This is a genomic window from Cytophagales bacterium, assembly GCA_019456305.1.
GTDB lineage: Bacteria > Bacteroidota > Bacteroidia > Cytophagales > VRUD01 > VRUD01.
In genome coordinates, this window is the sequence record VRUD01000004.1 from 41,737 (window position 1) to 66,769 (window position 25,033).

Below are 25,033 nucleotides of genomic sequence, written 5' to 3' on the forward strand. Positions count from 1 at the left end.
AATAACGAAAGAATCTATTTATTACGAATTCATAATTCGGGAAATTCGTAATTCGTAGGGCTAATATTCGTAATTCGTAAAATGGATTTTCAATTTACCGAAGAACAATTGTCAGTGCAGGAAGCCGCAAGAGATTTTGCACAAAATGAACTCTTGCCAGGCGTTATTGAAAGAGATGAGCGCCAAAAATTTCCCACAGATCAGGTGAAAAAAATGGGAGAGCTTGGTTTCCTGGGAATGATGGTAAGTACAAAATACAATGGTGGTGGTATGGATAATATTTCCTATGTGTTGGCAATGGAAGAGATATCTAAAATTGACGCATCGGCTTCTGTGATCATGTCTGTCAACAACTCTCTTGTATGCTGGGGATTAGAAAAATATGGTACCGAACAACAAAAACAAAAATATCTGACTCGCCTGTCAACAGGAGAAATAATAGGAGCCTTTTGTTTGTCTGAACCTGAAGCCGGTTCTGACGCTACTTCACAAAGAACCACTGCTGAAGATAAGGGCAATCATTATTTGCTCAATGGTACTAAAAACTGGATATCAAATGGAGGTACCGCTTCTGCATATCTTGTAATGGCACAAACCCATCCTGAAAAAGGTTACAAAGGTATTAATACTTTAATTATTGAAAAAGATACACCTGGATTTAAGATTGGTCCTAAAGAAAATAAGCTGGGCATCCGGGGTTCCGACACGCATTCCATTATGTTTACTGATGTAAAAGTTCCCAAAGAAAACAGGATTGGAGAAGATGGATTCGGGTTTAAATTTGCCATGAATACCTTGAATGGCGGCAGGATAGGGATTGCAGCACAGGCAGTAGGGATTGCATCCGGAGCTTATGAATTGGCGCTAAAATACTCAAAGGAAAGAAAGACCTTTGGAAAACCAATATGCGAGCATCAGGCAATTCAGTTTAAACTTGCTGATATGGCTACAAATATTGATGCCGCAAGATTGTTGTGTCTGCAAGCTGCCTGGTTAAAAGATCAGGAACTAAATTACAGTTATGCAAGCGCTATGGCAAAAGTATATGCCTCTAAAGTCGCAATGGAAACTGCCAGCGAGGCTATACAAATACACGGAGGATATGGATATGTGAAAGAATATCACGTAGAAAGATTTTTAAGAGATGCTAAAGTCACCCAAATATATGAAGGTACATCAGAAATACAGAAAATTGTTATTTCAAGGGAAATACTGAAATAAAAGGTTCTGTTTTATAATATTGTGGAATATCTGATAATTACGATAAATAAGTGTGCAATAACATGCATTATCTATAACCATAAACTAATAAACCAATAACTAAAGTGGTTGATTATAACAAAATAATAGAATCATTGAGTATACGGTTCGATCATTCGAACAATATAGCATTAAAAAGTTCTTTAACAATTGACGATTTTTTTGATGTCGCTAATACGATTATTCTAAACCATAAAGGTCCTATTTATTTCGGTGAAAAGCATGAAAAAATTGGCGAAGGTGATATGCTTTTCATTCCCGGAGGAAGAAAAATACCAATCACTTTTGGGGAGAATAGCCCTATGAGGATATCCCAGGATGATTATATCATTAAAAAAGAAAGATTTTTAACTGTAAATAAAAATAAAGATTTGATTGGTTCCCAGCCAGATAGTTATAGTTGCGTCAGTTTTGAAGCAAAGGTTTTTAATTCGGTAAACTTCTTCGCATCATTGGATATACCTGCATTTATTATATCCAAACACGATAAGCTTGCAGAATCGATCGTAGTGGTTGCAAAAGAAACTTTGGAAAATCTACCCGGTAAAGAAAGAGTAATAAAAATTTATACAGAACACATTGTTGTAGAAATTATCAGATACATACTAAAAAATAATTTATTCATAGAAGAGTTAACAACTAATAGTACCTACTTTAATGACCCGAGATTAATTAATATGTTTGCTTACATCAAAGAGAATCTGGGAAACGATCTTTCAAATAAAAAGTTAGCCAAAATAGCCGGAGTATCCGAAGACTATGTAGGTCAATATTTTAAATTGCTCACAGGTATTAACCCACAGGATTATATTGAATACCAGAGAATGGAATATGCCATTGATCTGCTTCGTTCAACCAAAAAAAGTATCAGGGAAATCGGAGAGCAAATTGGCTTTAGAGATACTGCATATTTTTGCAGAAGATTTAAGATGATGTTTGGAATCCCTGCAGGTAAAATGAGAAAAAGGGAATTACTCATGAACATTTAGCGCATGGTGCATTGAACAGAGCGCATGCGTATTTGCAACTTAAAGGTATTTTAATTGACCAATCGCAAAACGCTAGTAGATAGCTAACATCCAACATCCAGTATCAAGCTATTAATCCAACATCCCCTAATCCCTCTCTGATAACCGCCAATTCACTATTTGTACAATCAACGATCGTTGAAGCTACGTTATTACCATAGCCACCGTCAATTATGATATCTACCAGATTTTTATATTCTTCATAGATTAATTTAGGATCAGTAGGGTATTCTATAATTTTATCATCATCTCTTAATGAAGTAGTAATGATGGGATTTCCAAGTTCATGAACAATATTTCTTGGGATATTGTTATCCGGCACCCTGATCCCAACGGTTTTTTTCCTGGTCTTCAGTATTTTGGGGACATTATTGTTTGCTTGCAGAATAAACGTAAATGGTCCTGGTAAAGCTTTTTTCATCGCTTTAAAAACAGGGGTATGAATATTTTTTGCATATTCTGCAATATTGGACAGATCGTAACATATAAATGAGAGGTTTATCTTTTCAGGCTTTACTACTTTTATCCTGCATACTTTTTCAACCGCTCTTTGATTAAAAATATCGCAACCTAATCCATATACAGTGTCAGTGGGATATATGATCAAACCGCCTTTTCTGATGCAATCCACTACTTTGAGGATCTTTTTTTGCTGAGGATTATCCGGGTTGATCTTGATGAACTCTGCTTGCATGTGTTGTCAGGTTTTCTATATTAAAGGTTCGATTTTTACCCAACGCTGCCCTTTTTGGATTTTGTCCCAGTTTTTCAACAATTCTTTTTTATGACTACCTGCCCATTCCATTACTAATCCCAGGGCTTTAGGAGGAAGATGTCCATACATTATTCTTAGATCCTTTATGCTAATTTGTGCTTCATATTCATTATACTTAGCATGAAAGTGAGGAGGATTATGTTCTCTAAAGTACATGTAGATCACTATCCCATAAAAGCGACTAATCGAAGGCATAACCTTTTTCGCTTTTGAACTCTGCTTCCGGATCAATGTTATTTATATCATAATATACACTATGCGGGCAAATCTCAATTTCTTCATTCCAGGCTATAGCTCCGGTATCTTTGTTAATATAAACTTTTTCAAAGTTTTTATTAATATCCCAAAATTTAAATACAGGTTTACCTGAAAGATCAAACAGATCAATTTCACCCGCAGAGCCATCCTCATATCTAACCCAAATTTTATATTTTTTTAATGCTTTAACTTCAATTGGTTTATACATTTGATATAATTAATTTAATGTTAACAACAAACATACAAATTATCTAACAAAAATAATAATCTTCACAAAACCACTTACTTGTCTACAACTGTAGTCTAATCCCTATCTTACAACAGATACCCGCTTCGTGAATTGATCTCTGTCATTATATATATTCAATAAATACAACCCGCTTTGGAGACCGCTTATATCAATTACTGCATCGCTGGTAATGATCTTTGATACCTTTAATTGTCCGGTTACATTGTAGATGTTTAGCGTATAAGGCGAAAATTCGCTATTTGGAAAAGTGATATGTATCAGATCGTTGGCCGGATTTGGATAAATTCTGATGCTGTTAGCTGCATCAAACAATTCGTTTACTCCAATAGTAAAACAACTATCTACGCCAATCTTTTGGACAGCAGAATTTGGACAACCAGTAACCGAATCCACATAAGTATAGGAAATAGAGTGTGAGTCCACTCCTGCTATTGCCGGGTAGAAATAATTAGCAATTACACCTGTACCTGAGTATGTCCCGCCTGCCGGACTTCCACCTGTTAATGCAAATGGTGGAGTAGTATCACAAACATTTGTAAATGGAGCTAAAGTAACCGATGGCAAGGGATTTTCGGTAACAGTTACAATTGCTGATGTATCTCCACACCCAAAGGTATTCCAAACTACCACCTGATAATTTCCACCTATAAATGCATTATAAGTCCGGCCAGTTGCACCCGTTGAAGCACCATTTAATAACCAATCATAACTACTAATACCTGCACTATCCGATACTAATACCACACTGTCACCGGTACCGGTACAGAAAGCTGTTGGTCCACTTACTGTGATATTAGCTACAGGTATGGAATTAACTGTTATGTAACCCGCCAGAGTAATTGCGCTATCTACAGAACACCCAAATGCAGTTAACGTAACATCAAAAGTCCCAACAGAATCATAAGTTACTACCGGATTTTGAACTGTGGTATCTGCTGTAGTTCCACCAGGTAAATTCCAGCTATACCCTATCGCATTTGTAGAAGTGTTGGTGAAAGTTACTGTTACACTATCACATCCGCTTGTAGTATCGGCTGTAAAGTCAGGAAGGGGTGCAGCAGTACTTAATTGTACTGAAACTGTTGCAGTGTCTGCACAACCAATAGAATCAGTTCCTACTACTGTGTAAAGTATATTTGTACTTGGATTAGCATACACAACAGCACCTGTAGTATCGCTTAAGCTGTCTGAAGGTGACCATGTATAGGTTAAAGCTCCACTTGCTGTTAGCATTACCGAATCTCCGGTGCCACATACTGTTCCTGGTGAAGGAGTTACAGAAACAGTGGGAATGCTCACTACTACCGTTGCCATTGTATCATTGATACAACCGTAGATATCTGTGCCGGTGACCGTATATGTTGTCGTTGTTGTCGGGAATGCTTTTACAGTATCAGCGGTTGAATCATCTATGCTAATAGACGGTGACCAACTATAAGTATATGGCCCACCAACTGCCATCATAGTTGCAGAGTCTCCCAGGCATATAGCGAAACTGTCCATGGGACCAGGAGGAATTATAGGGATTATACAAACAAAGGGTAAAGGAATTGCCAATATTGTAACCGTATCCTTATCACTACAGCCTAGTGTATCTGTTACAGTAACAACATAATCGGTTGTAGTTAAAGGGCATGTTATAGGATTTGCTATTGTGCTATCACTTAAACCGGCTCCAGGACTCCAACCGTAAGCAGCTCCACCACTTGCCAGTAATTGTGAACAATCTCCTGAGCAAACAGTATCATCCACGCCTGCATTGGCGGTTGGAAGTGGAAGTACCAGTACCACTACTGTCACCGTATCTACATTACCACAGCCTGTAACAATATCTGTCGCAGTTACAATATAATTAGTTGTAGCTGATGGACTTGCAATAGGGTTGGCAATACTTGTGTCGTTTAGTGTTGAGTCGGCATTCCAGATAAAATTGTAGTTGCCGGTACCACCAGCAGCTAAAGCATTTAAAGTTGTGGATTGACCAGCACATAATGTATCATTGAGTCCTGCACTTACTAAAAAGTTTGTACAGATAATAGCACCACAAGAGTCATTGGTATGAGCGCCAATATGTGAACTATCATTTATAGGATAAACAATCCATTCTGTAGCCCCTATTGACCAGTCTGTCTGTCCTCGATTGATGGTAGAATCTCTTACAAGTGTGTTATTCTGCGTGGAGCCAGCGCCTACCGGCCATATTGAATCCTGTCCGATTACGCCAATAATATCCTGGGCAGCTGTGAGGTAATAAAGAGCAACCGCATCATTTCCATTGAAATTTGTAACACCACCGGAAATAATATCGGCTTTATTGATTAAATTTGAGTTAGTGGCACTGCTATGAGTAATAACATAAACATCACCGGGAGGTAATAACCCCGACAAATTAAGTGTGCTGTTCGGTGTAGTGGCTCCGTTGTTATAAAGTTCCACTGAATAATTACTAAGATCAATTGTTGTCGTAGAGGGATTATATATCTCTAAAGCTTTATTGAAAGAAGAACCTTCATAATATTCCGAAAAAAATAAATTTAAACAATTTCCTGCCCAAAAAGCAACTCCAACATCCGTTGCCGATCCATCTCCAATATAATAAAATGGCCCCACACCAGGAAGAAAATCTCCGGTTGACCAAATTCCCTTAGCTACAGCTACTAATTCTCTGCCATTAGGAGAGCTCCCCCATTCAACAAAATCTACCATTGCAGTAGAACTGCCAAATACACCTGTGGGCAAATAAAAACTTAAATCAGAAAGAGTGCTCAAGGGTTTTCCTGTAAGGGATACCGTGCTATCAGGAGCTAAGTTAAGTGAGCCATTTAATATCGCCATAGCGCTTAAGGTTGCTGGAATGTAACTAAAATTAGCACAAAATCTGTAACTGGAAATATCTACAGTGGTGCCGCCAAAGTTTTTTATTTTTATAATATCGGCAACAGGATCTACATATATAAGCCTGACGCCTTGCCCATTTACTTCAAATAGCGCTATTATAAAAAGTAAAACGGGGATGATTTTTTTCATTTTGTGTATCATGATTACGATTTTTAGGGTTTTAAATCGGGTTGCAAAGCTAATTATTAAAATTAAAAATGCAAAAAATTGAGAAAAAATAACATAAATGCTTGCATGAATATATGCCTGCATGACTCATGCATCCATGCATTTTAACATATTTGTTGCAACCCTAATATCTTACTATAGTAAATCAACGAATCTCTGATATCATCTTTTGAAACAAAATTATCAAACGAAGCTTTACCAATTTCCTTCAGTAATGTACAGTTTATTTTGCCATTTTCATTTTTCTTATCCTGTAAAGTAATTGAAATAATATTTTCAAAATCTGCTTCATCAATTTCTATCTTGCCAAATGTAGAAATAATATAATTTGTAATGCTGGATAGTTCATCTTTTGAGACCATGCCTCTTTGGTGGGAAATAAAGCTTTCGCAGACGATGCCAATAGCTATGGCTTCACCATGGCGTAAATTATTTGGTGATTTGATGATTTGGTGATTTGATGATTTGTTAACTGCCGGCTGCCGACTGCTGACTGCCGACTGCTGACTGCCGACTGCCGGCTGCCGACTGCTGACTGCCGACTGCTGACTGCCGACTGCCGGCTGCTGACTACCGACTGCCGACTGCTGACTACCGACTGCCGACTGCCGGCTGCTGACTGCCGGCTGCTGACTGCTGACCGCTGACTGCCGGTTGCCGACTGCCAGTTGCCGGCTGCCGACTGCCGACTGCTTATTGGGATTTGTTCGCTCAAGATAAAAACTTTCCAGCGCATGGCCAATAGTATGTCCGAAGTTCAATACCTTTCTTAATCCTTTTTCTTCCGGATCATTTTTAATAATGGCTAATTTTACATCAACAGAGTGGGTAATAAGGGCTTCCCAATCCTGATCCTCTAAACCTTTTTGTGATATTTCGTTCCATTTTTGCCTGTCAGCGATCAAACAATGTTTGATGATCTCTGCAAAGCCGGATAATTTTTCTTTTTTATCAAGCGTTTTCAGAAAGCCTGGATAAATGAACACGGCTTCGGGGTCTTTGAACAGCCCGATATGATTTTTGTAATTTTGAAAATCCACCCCTATCTTTCCGCCTATGCTTGCATCTACTTGTGCCAGGAGCGTAGTGGGAACCTGAATAAAGGCAATGCCCCGTTTAAAGGTAGCTGCACAAAAACCTCCCATGTCCCCAATCACACCTCCGCCAAGGTTAATGATCAGCGATCTCTTGTCAAAATGCAGATCGGTGAGTTGCTGCCATATATTTTCACAAGTGCTTAGGTTTTTATGATGTTCACCACTGGGGATGGTTATAATTGAAGATTGAAGATTGACCTGCCCCGACAAAGTCGGGGCGATTGACGATTGAAGAATAGGAAGGCAAAATTTTTGGGAGTTTTCGTCAGTGATTACAGCTATTTTTGTAAAATGTTTTTTATTTAGAAAAGCGTTAAGGTCTTTTAAACTTTGTTTGCCGATAGAAAGCATGAGATGTGGTTAGCGGTTAGTGGTGATTTGAAAAATTTTAATCAGTTTTAAATTTCTAAAATTTTTTCTAACTTTCTTTTGTTTTTAAAAGGCCCTATTACAGCTAAATTTAGGTTCCCGGGTTGAAAAATATCTTTGGCCGTCATCAAAATATCATCCTGGCTAATTCTATCAATTTTAGCAAAAATTTCTTTTGGTTTTAAAATTCTATTTTCAAAAAGCTCTTGATTGGCATAGAAAGAAGCTTTAGCATCAGACGATTCTAATAACAGCGTAGTTTTGCCTTTAATATAATCTTTAACTTTTTTTAATTCTTCGTTAGAAACCTTCTTTTGTTTTATCATCTTAAATTGCTTCAAAATAGCTGAAATTACTTTTTCTGTTTTTTTAATATCTGCTCCGGCCGTGGCCGCTAAATAGCCGCTATCAGTATCCGAATGAGAATATGCGCTAATGTAATATGCGGCTCCCAATTTTTCACGTATTTCAATGAATAATCTAGAACTCATCATGCCCCCTAAAATAACTGATAATAACTTTTGTGTGTATTTCCTGGGATGAGTTAGGTTGTAACCTCTTACTCCCAGGTACAAATGAGCTTGGTCTGTTTTTCTATATTCAAAAATAATTTTTGGCTCCGATTGTTTTTCGATCAACGCTGGTTTTTTTGATGGAGTAGATAATGATATACTGTTAAAATAGCTTTCTACCTTTTTTACTACTGAAGAACTATCTATTTTCCCGGCAATACACACAATAGTATTTGCAGCCACGTATTGTCTGTTCATATAATCGACTAAATTTTTTCTTGTTATACTGCTTACACTATCTTTGGTACCTGCTATATCCCAACCCGCTGGCTGATCGCCATATAAAAGTTTAGTCCACAGACTCCCAATATGATTCATAGGATTATCGTATCCCATATTAATTTCTTCAATGATCACTCCTTTTTCTTTTTCGATCTCTTTACCTGGTAAGGTTGAGTTAAGAAAGATATCAGAAACCCACTCTATGGCAGTTTCAAAATGTGCTGAAGCTACCTTTGCATAATACCCGGTATATTCTTCTCCGGTAAAAGCGTTATATATTCCACCTATTTTATCTAAGGTTTCAGCTATATTAATAGGCAGATGCTTCTTCTTAGTACCTTTAAAGTACATGTGTTCCAGAAAGTGTGATATACCATTTACTTCTTTTTTTTCATATTTTGAACCCGTTCCAACCAATACCAAAATTGTTATAGCTTCTGTATTCTTTTGAGGTATCGTTATGACCCTTAGCCCATTTTTTAATACTGTCTTTTTATACATTTTTATTGTATTTTTAAATTATTTTACTGAGTTATGTCCTTTATTTGCGCTTTTAAATACCCCGGTTTGCTTACGAATAGACTCATCATGTATGAGCTTGTATAGCTCGGCAATGAATTTTTCATTGAGGTTCATTTTTTTTGCCCACTGCGGCCTGGTTTTGAAGATTTCCCGCCAACGTTCTACCTGCAAAATGGTCACATTATGCTCTTTTTTATATTTCCCGATTTTTTCAACTACTGCCATTCGTGCAGTTAAGGTTTCTAATAATTCGCGGTCCATATTGTCAATTTTACTTCGCAACTCCTCTAATTGGTTGATAAATTCAACATTATCAGAAGATGGTTTTCTTATCTTCAGGTCGCCTAATATCTTTTTTAGTTGATCAGGAGTAACCTGCTGTTCCTTATCGCTCAGCGCTTCATTTGGATCAATATGGGTTTCGATCATCAGGCCATCGTAGTCAAGGTCCAGGGCTTTTTGTGCCACTTCAAATATCAAAGCCCGCTTGCCGCTGATATGGCTTGGGTCACATATCAAGGGGATGTCAGGTAACAGGCGTTTTAATTCTATGGGTATTTGCCATGTTGGTGTGTTTTTGAACTTAGTGTTATCAAATGATGAAAACCCGCGATGTACGGCTGCAACGCTTTTTATTCCGGCATTTTGGATTCTTTCAATAGCTCCGATCCAAAGGCTTAAGTCCGGATTGATGGGATTTTTTACCATCACCTTGATATCTGCACCTTTCATCGCTTCGGCAAGTTCCTGGACAATGAAAGGGTTTACTGTGGTTCTTGCACCAATCCACAAAATATCAATTTCGTTTTTTAAAGCTTCTTCTATGTGAACGGGCTTTGCTACTTCAACGGCCGTTGGCAGCCCGGTTACCTTTTTCACATTTTTAAGCCATGTCAAACCTATGCTTCCAACACCTTCAAAGCTGTCGGGCCGTGTACGAGGCTTCCACACACCTGCCCTGAAGATATCAATATTAAGCTTTTTTAAAGCGCTGGCAGTAGCCAATAATTGCTCCTCAGATTCAGCGCTACAAGGGCCCGCAATGATTAATGGGTGATTGTTACTTTGTGTAGGCATAGAATATCAACTTCTTTATCGTATTTTACTTTCATTGTTGTTTCCAGTATTTAGAAATTTTAAAGACTTATATTTGTATTTATTTTTGGGCAAAGAAAAATTATGAATGCGTCTGATAACCTCACTTTCGAAGATACCTCCATCGCTTTTGCTTCAAGATCTGATCCGGAGCTAAGAAAAATGCATCTCCTTTTTAGGCTTATGAATGATCAATTGCTTACAAAAGTAGGTACTTTTTTTATTAAATCTGCCTTCATGCTTCATTTTCCCATAAAATTGTTGGTAAAGAAAACAATATTTGAACATTTCTGTGGAGGCGAAACAATTAAAGCATGTGAAAAAACTATCAAAGAATTAGCAAAATATAATATTAAATCTATCATAGAATACTCCGTTGAGGCATCAAAAACCGAAGCAAGTTTTGAAAAGACCGCTCAAGAGATCATCGCAACATTTCAAAGAGCAGGGAGCACCCCGCCAGTTGGCGGGGCCATGCGCCTCCCGTTCTGTGTTTTTAAAGTTACTGGCATTGTATCAATAGAACTATTAGAAAAAATTCAGCAAGGCGCTCATCTTACTTCATATGAACAGAAAGCATTCTTTCAAACTAAAAAGAGGATTATTAATATTTTTAACAAAGCCTATGAGTATGGCGTCAAAGTGCTTATTGATGCAGAAGAAAGCTGGATCCAGGATTCCATTGATTTTATAGCTGACAGGATGATGAAAAAGTATAATAAAGAGCAGGCTATGGTTTACAACACCTACCAGATGTATAGGTGGGACAGACTTGAGGTAATAAAAGAAGCATACAACAGCGCTGAAAAAGAAAAATATTTCATTGGTGCAAAATTAGTACGCGGAGCATATATGGAAAAAGAAAGGGCAAGGGCAAAAAAGCAAGGCTGCAAAAGCCCCATATATGCTGATAAACAGGGAACTGATGAAGCATTTGACAACGCCTTATCTTTTTGCATTGACCATATTGAAAGGATCGCAATTTTTTCAGGAACCCATAATGAACAGAGTTGCTATCACCTTGCTCAATTGATGAATAAAAACAACATTGCTCCTGATGACTCTCGTGTGTATTTTGCACAATTATATGGAATGAGTGATCATATTTCCTATAATCTGACCAGGGCAGGTTATAATGTAGCTAAAACCATTGCTTATGGACCTGTAAACCTGGTACTACCTTTTCTTATCAGGCGTGCCGAAGAAAATACGGCAATCACAGGGCAAAGCAGCAGGGAATTGCAGCTTATTAAAAAGGAGATGAGGCGGAGAAAGGAAGAAAAATTTTAGACTTTTGTAAATCGTAAATCATTTAACACGTTCAGGGTTTTCTTTAATAAACGATTCCCAGCTTTTGGTTTTCCTATTGTCTGTAATATCATCCTCTTTACTTTTTATTTTATCGTTTTTACTTGTATAATAATGACACACAGCAACTGCTAAAGCATCGGTTGCATCAAGAGCCCCCTTATCAGCCCCCCCAAAATCCTCTCTCCCTTCATTCCTTCCCGAAATGGTGAATGGATGAATGGGTGAATCGGTGACTCGCCTTCCCCGTTTCTCCGATTCAGGGGAGCTTGGAGGAGGGCTAATGGTTTGCTCAAGCATACTTGCCACCTGCTCTTTGGAAGCGTTACCGTTACCTGTTACCACTTGTTTGATCTTTCTTGGAGCATATTCAACTATTGGTATATCACGTGAAATGGCTACAGCAATAACCACTCCCTGAACCCTGCCTAATTTTAACATGGATTGAACATTTTTTCCATAAAATGGCGCTTCAATAGCCATTTCATCGGGTAAATATTCTTTAATTAGCTGAATAGTTCCCTCATAAATTTTTTCTAATTTTATGGCATGGTTGCTGTATTGGCTTAAATGTAACACACCCAACTGTATAGCTTTAATCCCGGCAGGACTTGCCTGAATGATACCATAGCCCATGATGTTGGTACCGGGGTCAATGCCCATAATTATTTTGTCGTTATCTTTGTGCATCCGAATCGCAAAACTCGTAATTTTTTTTTAAAATGATCGAACTTTTTACTATTTACTATTTACTTTTCACTTCTTTATTAATAATATTTTACATTTTTTATTTATTCAGGATGTTGTTAGTGTGGCGGGGCATGCCTGACTATGAATTTGACAGTGATATTCCTCAAACCACCGCCATTTCAGTAATAGTTCCAGTAAGAAATGAAGCAATAAATATTTTTTATTTACTTGAAGATCTGAACAGGCAGGACTATCCAGTGCAAAATTTTGAAGTGATCATTGTGGATGACAATTCGGAAGATGATACAATTAAAATTGTTAATGAATTTTCAAAAAAGGCATTATTTACGTTAAGAATATTTGCTTTAAAGGAAGAAGGGATAGCCTCGCCCTCACAGGAAGCAGGGACTCGTCCCGATTATATTCCCCCCGAGTTACCCGGGGGTGCAGGCGGGATAGGCAGCGACATGCCTTCAGGTAAGAAAAAAGCAATTGAGACTGGTATCAATTATGCATCCGGAGAATTGATCGTTACTACTGATGGGGATTGCAGGTTAAATCCAGGATGGTTAAGTATTTTGCAGAATTTCTATGTTTCTAAAGCTGCAAAATTTATTAGTGCTCCTGTTAGCTATTTTACCGTAGAGCACAGAATGTATAGCCCCGCCACTGGCTTGGCTATGCCCGACACAATGCAGGCGATTGAATTTGCAGGATTAATTGTTATAGGCGCAACTTCAATTGCTAAAAGAAGTCCTAATATGTGTAATGGCGCTAACATAGCATATCCGAAAAAAATATTTTATCAAGTCAATGGATTTGAAGGAAACATAAACGTTGCATCGGGTGATGATGAGTTTTTAATGCACAAAATCTATGCGCATGGCGCAAAGCGCATAGCCCCGCCGGTAGAGACGCCCAATTTGGACGTCTCTACCGGCGGGGCTATGCGCTCCCGGGTTACCCGGGACTCTTTGCGCCATGCGCACGTGTATTTTTTGAAAAACAGGGAAGCAATGGTTTTTACCAAACCCGCAAAGAATTTATCTGGCTTTATTGCGCAGAGAATGCGCTGGGCTGGTAAATGGGCACATTATGCTGATATTAAAGTAAAGCTCCTGGCAATATTTATCTTCAGTGTTAATTTTTGCCTGATGGCAAGCATAATTTTTATTATAATCAATCAATACTGTTTTGCCCCGCCAACTGGCAGGGTAGAGGGCGGCATAGTGCAGAACGCTATGCCCTATGCGCTATGCACTATGCTCCTTAAGGTGTTTGCTGAATTCGTATTTTTAAAGACGGTAATGAAATTCTTCTCCAAAAGGTTTAATTACCTTGCTTTTGTATTGATTGAATTAATTCATCCCTTTTATGTTGTATTTTTGGGGTGTTTGAGTAATTTGGGCGGTTTTTGGTGGAAGGGGAGAAAAGTAAGATGATGGGAGATGAATAATTGGGTAAATCAATATGTATTTAAAGGTTTATTTATCAGTTTTTGCTATTATTTGCTCCTGTTCTGGTGAGAATGGAAAGAATATGGATTTACAATACTTTAATGTAGATTATAATAATATTGAAGAAGTTCAAGTATTACACCGAAAGACAAATAAAAAAATATTAGTTGCTAATAAGAAAACCATTGAACAGTTATTTAGTGATTACATTAATGATCGTGAGAAGAATATTGCGAAGTTTATGCCCGAATATATTGTTGATGTTAAGTATAGAGATTCAATAGATACATACTTGATAAGTGGTTATTACATAAACATGGACGATATAACATATAAGATGAAAAGAAATTTTAACGACTTTTATAATTATATAATAGAGGACAATAATCATAAAAGACATAGAGTTCGTCAATGATAAGGTGGGATTTATAGTTGGAGAGGGCGGTGCGGTGTTCAAAACGATCAATGGCGGTAAAAGCTGGAAGAAAATAAAAATCCGAAATCCGAAACCACTAATTACACTAATTACACTAAATTAGTGAAATTCTTAATTAGTGTAATTCGTGTAATTAGTGGTTTCAAAATTAGTGAAATTCTTAATTAGTGTAATTCGTGTAATTAGTGGTTTCAAAATCAAGCATTAATATCCATCTTCCATTTTCCATTATACATCTTACATCAACCATATGTCACAAAAAGATCAAAAAGAAATAATCAGGGCTCCTTCGTATTATGTCAAAAAGCGGCTGCTGAAGAACAAACCGGCAATGTTTGGATTGGTTGTAATTGTAATTGCCCATATTATTGCAATATTCGGATACCTTATAATGCCCGATAATACTTCAAATGCAAATGATGGAGCAGTTCAAATTCAAAAAAAACTACCTGGTTTTGAAGTGACATTGCTGAATTCAAGAAAAAACATGGAGGTACTAAAGGTGAACTTCATTAAGAAAATGTTATTTGGTCAGGAAAGGGAGTATTACATTGTTCCAATATCTGACTATTTGATAAAAAATTTAACCGTTTATATTCAAATATATGGAAGAAAAAACAGATATGAAGATTATGATCTGGTCAATCTTGTCAAACCTTTGTATGTCGGCCATTCAGATAAAATTATTCCGGAATTTGATATGAATTATAAGGTAGATGGTGATGTTATTACCTATCTTGATCATAATGAAACTATTCAGACAATAAAAAAAGCAGATTTAGTAAAAGAATTTAAAGAAAAATGCATTGAGCAACGAAAATATATATTAGGTACAGATAGATCGGGCAGAGATGTTTTAAGTAGATTGATATTTGGTATAAGAGTTTCGCTCGCGATTGGTTTTATCGCTGTATTGATCTCGCTTGCTGTAGGAATTACATTAGGTGCTCTGGGTGGTTTTTTGGGTGATCGGGTTGATAAAGTTATTTTGTGGCTCATGACCGTAGTATGGTCAATACCAGGCATCATGTTAGTTATTGCTATAAGTCTGGCTCTGGAGAGTAAAGGCATTTGGGTTGCTTTTGTGGCAGTAGGTTTAACTATGTGGGTAGATGTTGCCCGGGTAGTTAGAGGCCAAATCCTTAGTGTTAAAGAGAAGACATTTGTTGAGGCTGCAAGAGCTTTAGGTTTTGATACGCTAAGGATAATTTTCATACATATATTACCAAATATAACGGGTCCCATTATTGTTGTAGCTACTGCAAATTTTGCTGCAGCCATACTAATAGAAGCTGGCTTATCGTTTTTAGGATTGGGTGTGCAACCGCCAACACCTTCATGGGGCGTGATGGTAAATGATGGTTTTAAAACAATTGGAAGCAAAGACAGCTGGTATCTGATAGTTTTTCCCAGTGCTTGCATTATGTTAATGGTATTTGCTTTTAATTTATTTGGCAATGGTTTAAGAGATGCGTATGATCCGAAGGGTTCTGTTAAATGAAATAATTTTATAAGAAAGCAGATAGTCATTTAATTTTATTCAATCAGTAGAAAAGGGACATCAAAATCCAGAATGAACAAATATCCAATATTTAATGTCTGATAACCAACATCCACCATCCAAGATCCAATATCCAATAAAAGACCAGCTTGCATTAAAACAACTGGAGTTGAATTCTATCCTTGAGATAACCCAGGCTATCAATAGTAATCTGCCAGAACCTTCATTGTACAAAATCTACCAATTTACGCTAATGGCAAACTTAAATATTGAAAAACTTGCTTTGTTTGTTTTAGATGATAAGTGGATTTGTAAAGTGAACTTTGGCACAAAAAGAGATTATTCCAACGTACAATTAAATGATCATATATTAGGTATTAATGAGATTACCTCTTTGAAGCATGTGGAAGAGGGTGTTGGTGAAAGCGGGATTACGCGACCTAGCCTTCACCGGCACCACTATCAGGAATTTGAGGAGTTTGAGATAATTATTCCTGTTTTACATAAAACAAATGTTTTGGCGTATACTTTTCTTGGTGGATTTTCCGGCAAGCAGCCCCGGGTACCCGGGGTCAATTTATCTTTTATAGAAACATTTACCAACATTATCATCCAGGCCATTGAAAATAAAAAATTTGCCAGAAAGCAAAGACGTCAGGAAGCTGAAATTCAAGTAGCCAGGGAAGTTCAGGAAATGCTTTTCCCTGAAAAACTGCCCTATAACAAAAAATTAAAGGTTTTTGCCTCATATATTCCTCACCAGGAAGTAGGGGGAGATTATTATGATTTCATTCCTATAAATTCCGATCAGTTTCTTCTCTGTATTGCTGATGTTTCCGGAAAGGGAATACCTGCAGCACTGTTGATGTCAAATTTCCAAGCTTCATTAAGGACTTTAATTCGCTTAAAGAATGATTTAAAAGAAATTATTACAGAATTAAACTATATAACATTTCATAATTCAAAAGGAGAAAGATTTATAACTTGTTTTATGGCAATTTTTGATAAAAAAACGCTTAGACTTACTTATATCAATGCCGGCCATCCCCATCCTTTACTTTTATCAGAAAATAATAGTATAATTTATCTTAAACAAGGAACCACTGTTCTGGGCGCTTTTGATAAACTACCTTTTATTAATAAGAAAAATTTAATTTTGGATAGCGGCATGCTGCTGTTTACTTATACCGATGGATTAACCGAACTAAACGATGATCAGGATCAGGAGTTTGGTATTGCCGGTATAGAATCATTTATTAAAAAAGCAGACAGATCAGATTTACGGGTATTACACAGAAAATTGATAAAGCATTTAGATACTTTCCGCGGGGATCGGGATTATAAAGATGATGTAACTATCCTCACCTGCAAATTTGGCAGCGAATAGCGCATGACCCCGCCTCCTAGTGTTAAATTGCATAAATAATCTATATAATTGAATTTAAGCCTCAAAACCTGTTTGCAAATCTATAGAAAACTTACGCAACTAAACACTGGTGGGGGCATGGGGTATGGTGCATTCAGAACGCTGACAAATGCGAGTCTATTTCAATAAATTCTCTGCGCTCTGCATCCAGCCACAGATCCAGCTTTGCCAGAATAACCGCCGAGATAAAAAATATGGACGCCACTTTATCTACTTTCATAAAATCTGCCAAAAACAGATGAATAATGATAATAATGAAAGAAAGCAATGCAGCCATGGCGATAGCAGCAGAAGCTCCCCCTAAATCCCAAGCCCCCCTAAATCCCCCCGAAGGGGGGACTTTGCCAGCCCCTTTCCCTCTTGGCGTGGTTAAGGGATGGCCAGTTCTCCCCCTTTTGGGGGGAGTTAGAAGGGGGCTGGACTGCAGGCTGGCATGGTAAATTTTTGTCCCCCTGGTAAGTACTATTATGATCCACATAACAAATAACAATAATCCAACCATTCCCTGCTCTGTTAGTATAAGTAAGTAATTATTATGGGTAGTGGACTTTTCAGGGTTATCACTTACGTAGGTTGCGAATGAACTTACAGTATATTTTTTGTATTCAGGATAAAATGTGTTTGGACCTGTACCTGTAACAGGTCTATCTAAAAACATATGATAAGAGGCCACCCAGCGGTATATACGTTCCATACCTGAAATATCTTCCATTGTATAGGTTGCTTCTAATTTTTTTTCAAATTTTCTATGAGATACTGTTTTTTCATACTTGGGTGAGTAATCTAAATATTTATTTTCATTTAGAAGATAAGCAATAGCAACTATGATTACAATACCAGATAATAAAAGGACTTTTTGGGTCAATAAATGGTGTATCATAAAGTATGAGCAAAAAGCAAAAATAAGTGCTATCCAGGAAGCACGGGTGTAAGAAAAAATTATTGCAAAAATGAAAAAATATCTACTGAACGATAACAATGTATATTGGAATGATTTTTTTTTATAAAGTCCTCTAAAGTACCATACAAATGGAAGAAAAAGAGCAATAGTGATTGAATAATTTACATGGTTTTTGAAAAAAGGAACAGTAAAATTATTTATTGTATCAAAAGAGAACCCCTCGAAGGCATGCCTGACAGAAGTTTGAACTATTGCTATAAGTAATCCCGCGTAAAACCACCAAAATATTTTTTTAATATCCTCACGGGATTGAATTATCTGGCCTGTTAAAAGCACGAATGCTGTAATATACCAGATTTTGGAAAGTAAATATTTAACAGAGACAAACCAGGAAGTGGAGAACAGAACAGGGATCAGCAACCATATTAATTGCAAAATGACCAAAAATATGAATGGATGTAAAAGGAATTTAGTATCAAATTTTCTTGCTGCTATTATATCAATAAAATAAACCGCGGTTAAAACTATCATCAGGGGTTCCGAAATCAGATCAATAGAAAAACCACCGGGCAGATTTATTTCTATAGATAAAGGTATAGAGAATATTAGAAGATAATATATAATTTTGTAATCAAGAATAACCAGAAAAGTGCCTAATACAAGCAAAGGGATAATAAATAGTTCATATAATTCAAATATTATCCCCAGAGATGTACTTAACAAAAGGATTGCAGCCAATGAAATGAAGAGGATTCTTTTATTGTTCCATTGTTTCATTGTTTCATTGTTCTATTGTCTATTTAAACAGTTCTTTGATTTCTTTTTGATAATATTCAATAAATAATACTACAAAAATACTGAAGAAGCATGCAATTAGTGTAGATGATAGAACGATAAGCGACCGGATTGGCTTGGATTTCCTATCTGCCGGCGCTGCTCTTTCAATTACATATACAGATGAGAACTTGCTATTTAAACCAACGGTGGTTTTATTGTATTGATCCGCAATTTCTGAATGTTGCTCAGCGAGTAATTCCATTTGATATTCAAGCCCTACTATCACATCTGCTCCTTCTATAAAAGATTTTAAATTTAGCCCTAAACTTTTTTCTGTTGATGTAATTTTTTTAATTTTAGCTTCCAAACCTTTTATTTTTGCCTTTAAATTTATCACAGACGTGTCTCGTGAGGAAAATGCTTTTTCAATTACGTGGAGTTCTGCCTTTGCTTGTTCAACATTAAAAAGCGCTGTATTTAATTCGGTAGTTAAAAGTTCACTTTCTACTTCAGGATTATAAATATTGTATTTTCTACGGGTATTTTCCAGACTGTCATTCAACTGCAATATTTTTGCTTCTGTTTCCACCATGGAAAGTTTATGGAGATCAACTATAGAACTCATATTGTTTCTGATTGATTGTTTATTAAAATAATCTATTTTTGTTAACATTTCATTTGCTACATCAGCCGCTATATATCTATCTGCGTCATAGACGGTAATTTCTATAGCGCCCTCCGGTGTTTTCATGATTTGGGTGTATTTACGAAACGTTGTTAATATTTTTGTACGGTGGAACTTTGTATTGGTAGAATCAATATCATAATTTTTATATAGGTTGAATTTTTGTATAATTTCAAAAGCTATTTTTGCAGAATTACCGATTGAGATCAATCTTTCTGAATCTTCTTCAGTTCCAAAGACGTCCCTATCATGCTCACTAAATACCAATGTAGGATCTAAATATTTAGGATTCGATGCATAGAATAATACCGTAGATTTGTAGTAATTTTGTAAGAATAATGATATTATTATACTACCTATTGCCGCAATCAAAGTTACAATGAAGATATGTTTTTTCCATTGCAGCAGAATTTTTATTACGCTTATCAGGTTAAATTCCCTTTCGGCCATATTAGTAGTAAAAAGTTAAAATTCGTAAAGTTAAAAAAAATATAGATTTTTGCAAAGAGTATAGCGCATGGCGTTCAGCACTATAAATAATGCAGTCTACTATCAAATGTCAAAAATTAGCGTAATTATGAATACGCTTTTTTCGACTTCAAGTTATCTGTTTATGATGGTTAAATGGTTATATGGTTATATGGCTAAAATTACTGTTAATCAACCATATAACCATAAAGCCATATAACCATTTTTTCAATGAATAATTCATAAGAGTGAACCATTTAAATTAAATACTATTATTTATGAAATTAAGTACTACATCTATACGCTATGCGCCAGGATGATCAAATTCGGAGTCAATAATACTGTTTTTGTACCTTTTCCTGAAGCAAACAATACAATTTTACATGCCAAAACTACAAAAAACCATAAAAAGCTGCGAATAAGATTTTTTATAAGACCTTTTACTCTGATATAGGATGGAAGTATCCTGACTTGCTGATATCCTAGTGACAAAAAAAGTTGCTCCGCAGAGGAGTAATTTAAAAATGATTCATGAGTGTAATCCCCGAAGTAATACGTAGAGCCGAAAGGTGCATCAGTGTTAGGAGTTCTGAAAATAGCCATACCGCCATTTTCAACTTTTGATTCTTGATTTTGAATTTCGGATTTTGTCTTAAGTGATCTTTTAATTTTCTCAAGAAGGGAGATCAACTCCGGTTTATTGAAATGTTCGATAATATCAATCCCGATAATTACATCAAATTTATCATTGTTTGACTCCAGATAGGCAACCATATCTGTTTGTTTGATGTTTTTTAGCCCTAACTCTTTTGCTATTTTGACCTGCTCTTCACTAATGTCTATACCTTCGGTGTTTTTGTAACCTGATTGCTGCAATAATAATAGCAATCCTCCATAGCCACATCCAATGTCTAAAATACGAATGTTTTTATTAGCCGGTAATAATGGGATAATTTCATTTTTAAGTTGAAGGTGGTCTTCGTTTAATTTCTTATGAATATCTTTGCCCCCTAATCGGGAAACCTGGTTTATGAAGTAATTTTTATAAAATTTATTGCGTAGATCAGCGCTCTTTATCATAAATTTAGAAATTGATATATCCGGTGCAAATATACTGGATGCAATACAAATAAACTAATTCATTTGTACAACTTATTTAAAAATATCACCCTCATCGTTATTCTAAACCTGCTGATAAAACCCATCTGGATTATAATGGAGTTTATGGTTCAGGATAAGATCGGGCATGCGCAGTACGGAATTTATGCTGCTTTGTTCTCGCTTGGTTATATATTCATTATTTTATCTGATTTCGGTATAAACCAGTATTTTACTAAAACGCTGGCAGGAAAACCTGATTTATTGCAAATATTTCCTGACGCTTTTACCCTAAAAATTACAATTTCAATAATATATCCATTTTTTATGCTGCTAATAGGCTGGCTGCTGAATTACAGACATAGTGAACTATATTATTTGTTTTTATTGTGTTTTACTCAATCTTCTTTGCAACTGGCAATGTTTTTCAGGGCAAATTTTCAAGCTTTCCAGCGATTCCGTATTGATGCCTTTGCTTCGGTTATTGACAAGGTTTTTTTGATAGCAATTATTGCATTTTTGTTCTTGTATAGGATAGATCTGGAACTTTATATCTATACAAGATTACTTACAGCAGTACTTGCTTTCATTATTTTATTCATAATGTTAATCAATATTCACCCTGTGCCTCCACAAACTCCCGAGTATCGGGGGCACACAGGTGTGAAATCTCTTTTATTTCTCATGGTTTATGGCCGGTATAAACACAAAATAAAATTATCCAAATTGAAAGCTATATTAGGTGGTAGTATTCCGTTTGCACTAATTATATTACTTTATGGCGTACATGAGCGAATTGATCAGGTAATGTTGGAACGCCTTGCAAGTGATCATGTGACTGGTTTGTATGCCGCTGCTTACAGGTGGGTAGATGCTTTTATGATGTACTTATGGACAATTTTACCAATCTTTTTTGCCAGATTTGCCCATCTGCAAAGTAACCTAAAAGAACAGCAAAAACATTTAAGCTTCGGCCAGATCATAGTAAGTATTCCAATGATCTTTGTTTGCGGATTCGTATTTATATATGGTGAAAAATTGCTATGGTTATTAAGCAATAGTGATTTGGAAGATCTTGGTATTATGACTAGTTGTCTTAAAATTCTATTTATATCTGTTTTAGTACATGGACTTCTTGCTATTTACGGTACATTATTATCTTCAACCGGACATGTAAAATTTCTTAATAAGATGATGCTGGTTAGTATTGCGATAAATATCGGGCTTAATTTTTTATTGATACCAAAATATGGAGCAGAAGCCGCTGCTTTTACGACTGTGATCAGCACTGCTTTTCTTTCAGTTGCTTATCTTTTATATATACATATTCGTCTCCAAATTCATATACCTTTTCTGATCTTATTAAAATTAGTAATGATAGCCGCTGTTTTTACAGGAACACTCTACATTTTGAGTCATACGGGTATTGAATGGTATGTCAATACATTTATTGCGGGAGTTGTTCTTTTATTGGCTGCATATTTCTCTGGATTGATAAATGTTTCTATATTTAAAAAGGTATAACTATATATGTATTACCATAAAACAAGCATATTATTAAAAAAACTGTTCCCTTCGCTTATATGGGACAAATACCCAAATAAAAACCTTGTCTCCAATAGGATCCCTCCCGAGTTACCCGGGGGGACAGGCGAAACAGAGAAGAAAGTAATTTATCTCACTTTTGATGACGGCCCTGTTGCCGGAGTAACCGAATGGGTACTTCAACTATTAAAGCAGTATAATGCTAAAGCAACATTTTTTTGTGTAGGAAAGAATGTGGAAAAACAGCCAGCTATTTTTCAGCAAATCATCCGGCAGGGGCATAGTGTAGGTAATCATACATACCATCATCTGAGCGGATGGAGAACCCCCGTAAAAGAATACCTGGCAGATGTAGAAAAATGTGCTGCATTGGTTCACTCTAAATTATTTCGCCCGCCTTATGGTACATTGAGGCCATCTCAATACTCAAGACTTATTACTCAATACTCCATTATAATGTGGGATGTAATTAGTGGCGATTTTGACCAAAAATTGGTAAAAGAAAAATGCCTTGCTATATGTATACGTTATACAAGAAACGGGTCAATTATTGGTTTCCATGACAGCGTAAAAGTTGAAGAGAAGCTAAAATATGTGTTGCCTCAATATTTAAAGCATTTTTCATCTCAGGGATACAGATTTGAGGCGCTTTAAAAAGTAGACTATAAAAAAAAATAACTACTTGATTTACAGATAGAGAAAAATTTTTGCATTTGAAAATCAAAAAAGTGGGAAATAATGATGTAATATTTTTTTACGTTAAAAAAAAATATTACCTTTGCGATGCACAAGAAAAAATCCTGCAATAAGTACCCGGAAAATATGCAAGACAAACAACATACAATAAAAAGTTCAGTTTCTCTGTCAGGTGTAGGGCTTCATACCGGCATTCAGGTAAACATGAAATTGCTGCCTGCAAATCCTAATCATGGTATTAAATTTCAGCGCATTGACTTGGAAGATGAGCCTGTCGTGGAGGCTGATGTTGACAATGTGACTGACGTATCGAGAGGTACAACCATTGAGCAAAACAGGGTAAAGGTGCACACTGTGGAGCACATTTTAGCCGCTGTGGTCGGTCTGGAAATTGATAACATACTGATCCAATTAGATGCTCCTGAACCTCCCATTATGGATGGAAGCTCTAAAATGTTTGTTGAGGCACTGTCCAAATCCGGGTTACAGGAGCAAAATGTACCGAGAAATTTTTTCGAGATCCCTGAAGGTGTTACCTACAAAAACAAAGAGCATGATATAGAGATCACAGCGCTGCCGCATCACGATTATCGTGTAGCTGTAATGATAGATTATAACTCCCCGATCCTGGGGAATCAGCATGCTTCATTGAACGACATTGGCGAATTTTGTGAAGAAATTGCTGAAAGCAGAACATTCTGCTTTTTACATGAGTTGGAAGCTTTATATAAGCAAAACCTTATCAAGGGAGGCAGCCTGAATAACGCTATCGTGGTTGTTGACAGAGATGTTCGGGATGACGAGCTTGACCACCTCGCAAGTTTATTTGACAAGCCAAAAGTAAAGGTCAATGGAGAGGGAATACTAAACAATGCCAAACTTAGATATAAGAATGAGCCTGCCAGGCACAAGCTCCTGGATCTGATAGGAGATATGGCGCTTATAGGCAGACCTATTAAGGGGCAAATATTAGCTACCAAACCAGGGCATGAAGCAAATATTGCTTTTGCAAAAAAAATAAAAAAACTTATGTTAGACGGTAAAAAGCAAGATCTTCCTCATTATAATCCCAAGTTGCCACCAATTTTAGATATAAACCAAATCTCGAAAACATTACCGCATAACTATCCGTTTAGATTGGTTGATAAGATCATTCATCTTGACGAAAAATCTGTGGTTGGAGTGAAGAATGTAACCATCAATGAACCTTTCTTCCAAGGGCATTTTCCGGGTAATCCTATTATGCCCGGAGTTTTGCAGGTAGAAGCTATGGCACAAACCGGGGGTATTTTAGTTTTAAATACCGTACCAGACCCTGAAAATTACTGGACATACTTCCTGGGGATTGATAGTTGCAGGTTTAAAAAAATGGTCGTACCAGGTGATACCATTATTTTCAGATGTGAATTAACCAATCCAATAAAAAGAGGTATTGCAAAAATGCATGGACAGGCATTCGTTGCTGATAAGCTTGTATGTGAAGCTTTTTTGATGGCAAGTATTGTAAAAAAAAGTGACTAAGAACATAAAT

21 protein-coding genes and 2 pseudogenes are annotated in these 25,033 nt (G+C 36.4%); 11 read left to right on the top strand and 12 right to left on the bottom strand.

Annotated features, from left to right (window positions below):
- Positions 1-81: 81 nt before the first annotated feature.
- A complete protein-coding gene (locus tag FVQ77_01465) occupies positions 82-1,221 on the top strand; it encodes an acyl-CoA dehydrogenase (GenBank protein MBW8049012.1) in 1,140 nt (379 codons plus the stop codon).
- A 104-nt stretch (positions 1,222-1,325) separates the two neighbouring features.
- Positions 1,326-2,249, top strand: coding sequence for a helix-turn-helix transcriptional regulator (locus tag FVQ77_01470; GenBank protein MBW8049013.1), 924 nt, complete (start codon positions 1,326-1,328; stop codon positions 2,247-2,249).
- Between the two features lie 103 nt (positions 2,250-2,352).
- On the opposite strand, the gene FVQ77_01475 is transcribed toward FVQ77_01470, so the two are convergent.
- The 8 genes and pseudogenes from FVQ77_01475 to FVQ77_01510 all read right to left on the bottom strand — a co-directional run bounded on the left by FVQ77_01475 (position 2,353) and on the right by FVQ77_01510 (position 10,496).
- On the bottom strand, positions 2,353-2,982 hold the full coding sequence (locus FVQ77_01475) for a threonylcarbamoyl-AMP synthase (GenBank protein ID MBW8049014.1): 630 nt from the start codon (positions 2,980-2,982) through the stop codon (positions 2,353-2,355).
- A gap of 15 nt (positions 2,983-2,997) precedes the next feature.
- Entirely contained in the window at positions 2,998-3,258 is a 261-nt protein-coding gene (locus tag FVQ77_01480; protein MBW8049015.1) for a DUF4160 domain-containing protein, read from the bottom strand.
- Positions 3,245-3,529, bottom strand: a complete 285-nt coding sequence (locus FVQ77_01485) for a DUF2442 domain-containing protein (GenBank protein ID MBW8049016.1) — start codon at positions 3,527-3,529, stop codon at positions 3,245-3,247. Before FVQ77_01485 ends, FVQ77_01480 begins: the two co-directional genes overlap by 14 nt.
- 102 nt (positions 3,530-3,631) lie before the next feature.
- Positions 3,632-6,721, bottom strand: coding sequence for a T9SS type A sorting domain-containing protein (locus tag FVQ77_01490; GenBank protein ID MBW8049017.1), 3,090 nt, complete (start codon positions 6,719-6,721; stop codon positions 3,632-3,634).
- Positions 6,722-6,741: 20 nt separating this feature from the next.
- On the bottom strand, positions 6,742-7,086 hold the full coding sequence (locus tag FVQ77_01495; GenBank protein MBW8049018.1) for a 3-dehydroquinate synthase: 345 nt from the start codon (positions 7,084-7,086) through the stop codon (positions 6,742-6,744).
- A 264-nt stretch (positions 7,087-7,350) separates the two neighbouring features.
- A pseudogene (locus FVQ77_01500) lies at positions 7,351-8,085 on the bottom strand (3-dehydroquinate synthase).
- 47 nt (positions 8,086-8,132) lie between these two features.
- Positions 8,133-9,398 (bottom strand): insulinase family protein, encoded by a 1,266-nt coding sequence (locus FVQ77_01505; GenBank protein ID MBW8049019.1) that lies wholly within the window; start codon positions 9,396-9,398, stop codon positions 8,133-8,135.
- A gap of 18 nt (positions 9,399-9,416) precedes the next feature.
- The gene (locus FVQ77_01510; protein ID MBW8049020.1) at positions 9,417-10,496 is read right to left on the bottom strand and encodes a 3-deoxy-7-phosphoheptulonate synthase; all 1,080 of its coding nucleotides are present in this window, start codon (positions 10,494-10,496) and stop codon (positions 9,417-9,419) included.
- Between the two features lie 102 nt (positions 10,497-10,598).
- On the opposite strand from FVQ77_01510, the gene FVQ77_01515 reads away from it, so the two are divergent.
- Positions 10,599-11,804, top strand: a complete 1,206-nt coding sequence (locus FVQ77_01515) for a proline dehydrogenase (GenBank protein MBW8049021.1) — start codon at positions 10,599-10,601, stop codon at positions 11,802-11,804.
- Positions 11,805-12,113: 309 nt separating this feature from the next.
- Here FVQ77_01515 and ruvC read toward each other — a convergent pair.
- Positions 12,114-12,512: pseudogene (gene ruvC, locus FVQ77_01520) on the bottom strand (crossover junction endodeoxyribonuclease RuvC).
- Between the two features lie 32 nt (positions 12,513-12,544).
- On the opposite strand from ruvC, the gene FVQ77_01525 reads away from it, so the two are divergent.
- The 5 genes from FVQ77_01525 to FVQ77_01545 all read left to right on the top strand — a co-directional run bounded on the left by FVQ77_01525 (position 12,545) and on the right by FVQ77_01545 (position 17,293).
- Positions 12,545-13,954 (top strand): glycosyltransferase, encoded by a 1,410-nt coding sequence (locus FVQ77_01525; protein MBW8049022.1) that lies wholly within the window; start codon positions 12,545-12,547, stop codon positions 13,952-13,954.
- A 28-nt stretch (positions 13,955-13,982) separates the two neighbouring features.
- Entirely contained in the window at positions 13,983-14,384 is a 402-nt protein-coding gene (locus tag FVQ77_01530) for a hypothetical protein (protein ID MBW8049023.1), read from the top strand.
- Positions 14,353-14,508, top strand: a complete 156-nt coding sequence (locus FVQ77_01535) for a hypothetical protein (GenBank protein ID MBW8049024.1) — start codon at positions 14,353-14,355, stop codon at positions 14,506-14,508. Before FVQ77_01530 ends, FVQ77_01535 begins: the two co-directional genes overlap by 32 nt.
- A gap of 147 nt (positions 14,509-14,655) precedes the next feature.
- Entirely contained in the window at positions 14,656-15,906 is a 1,251-nt protein-coding gene (locus FVQ77_01540) for an ABC transporter permease (GenBank protein MBW8049025.1), read from the top strand.
- Positions 15,907-16,000: 94 nt separating this feature from the next.
- Positions 16,001-17,293, top strand: coding sequence for a serine/threonine-protein phosphatase (locus tag FVQ77_01545; GenBank protein ID MBW8049026.1), 1,293 nt, complete (start codon positions 16,001-16,003; stop codon positions 17,291-17,293).
- Between the two features lie 133 nt (positions 17,294-17,426).
- Here the strand turns inward: FVQ77_01545 and FVQ77_01550 are convergent, their stop codons facing one another.
- From FVQ77_01550 to FVQ77_01560, 3 genes are all read right to left on the bottom strand, one after another.
- Positions 17,427-19,010 carry an O-antigen ligase family protein gene (locus FVQ77_01550; protein ID MBW8049027.1) on the bottom strand — a complete coding sequence of 528 codons (1,584 nt, stop codon included), beginning with the start codon at positions 19,008-19,010 and terminating at the stop codon, positions 17,427-17,429.
- A gap of 19 nt (positions 19,011-19,029) precedes the next feature.
- Positions 19,030-20,145, bottom strand: a complete 1,116-nt coding sequence (locus tag FVQ77_01555) for a hypothetical protein (GenBank protein MBW8049028.1) — start codon at positions 20,143-20,145, stop codon at positions 19,030-19,032.
- Positions 20,146-20,460: 315 nt separating this feature from the next.
- On the bottom strand, positions 20,461-21,243 hold the full coding sequence (locus tag FVQ77_01560; protein MBW8049029.1) for a methyltransferase domain-containing protein: 783 nt from the start codon (positions 21,241-21,243) through the stop codon (positions 20,461-20,463).
- Between the two features lie 63 nt (positions 21,244-21,306).
- Between FVQ77_01560 and FVQ77_01565 the strand changes: the two genes are divergently transcribed.
- The 3 genes from FVQ77_01565 (at position 21,307) to FVQ77_01575 (ending at position 25,023) form a co-directional block, all read left to right on the top strand.
- A complete protein-coding gene (locus tag FVQ77_01565; GenBank protein ID MBW8049030.1) occupies positions 21,307-22,785 on the top strand; it encodes an oligosaccharide flippase family protein in 1,479 nt (492 codons plus the stop codon).
- A gap of 6 nt (positions 22,786-22,791) precedes the next feature.
- Entirely contained in the window at positions 22,792-23,460 is a 669-nt protein-coding gene (locus FVQ77_01570) for a polysaccharide deacetylase family protein (protein ID MBW8049031.1), read from the top strand.
- A 168-nt stretch (positions 23,461-23,628) separates the two neighbouring features.
- Complete coding sequence (locus FVQ77_01575; GenBank protein MBW8049032.1) at positions 23,629-25,023, top strand: bifunctional UDP-3-O-[3-hydroxymyristoyl] N-acetylglucosamine deacetylase/3-hydroxyacyl-ACP dehydratase; 1,395 nt, start codon at positions 23,629-23,631, stop codon at positions 25,021-25,023.
- The last annotated feature ends 10 nt before the right edge of the window (positions 25,024-25,033 follow it).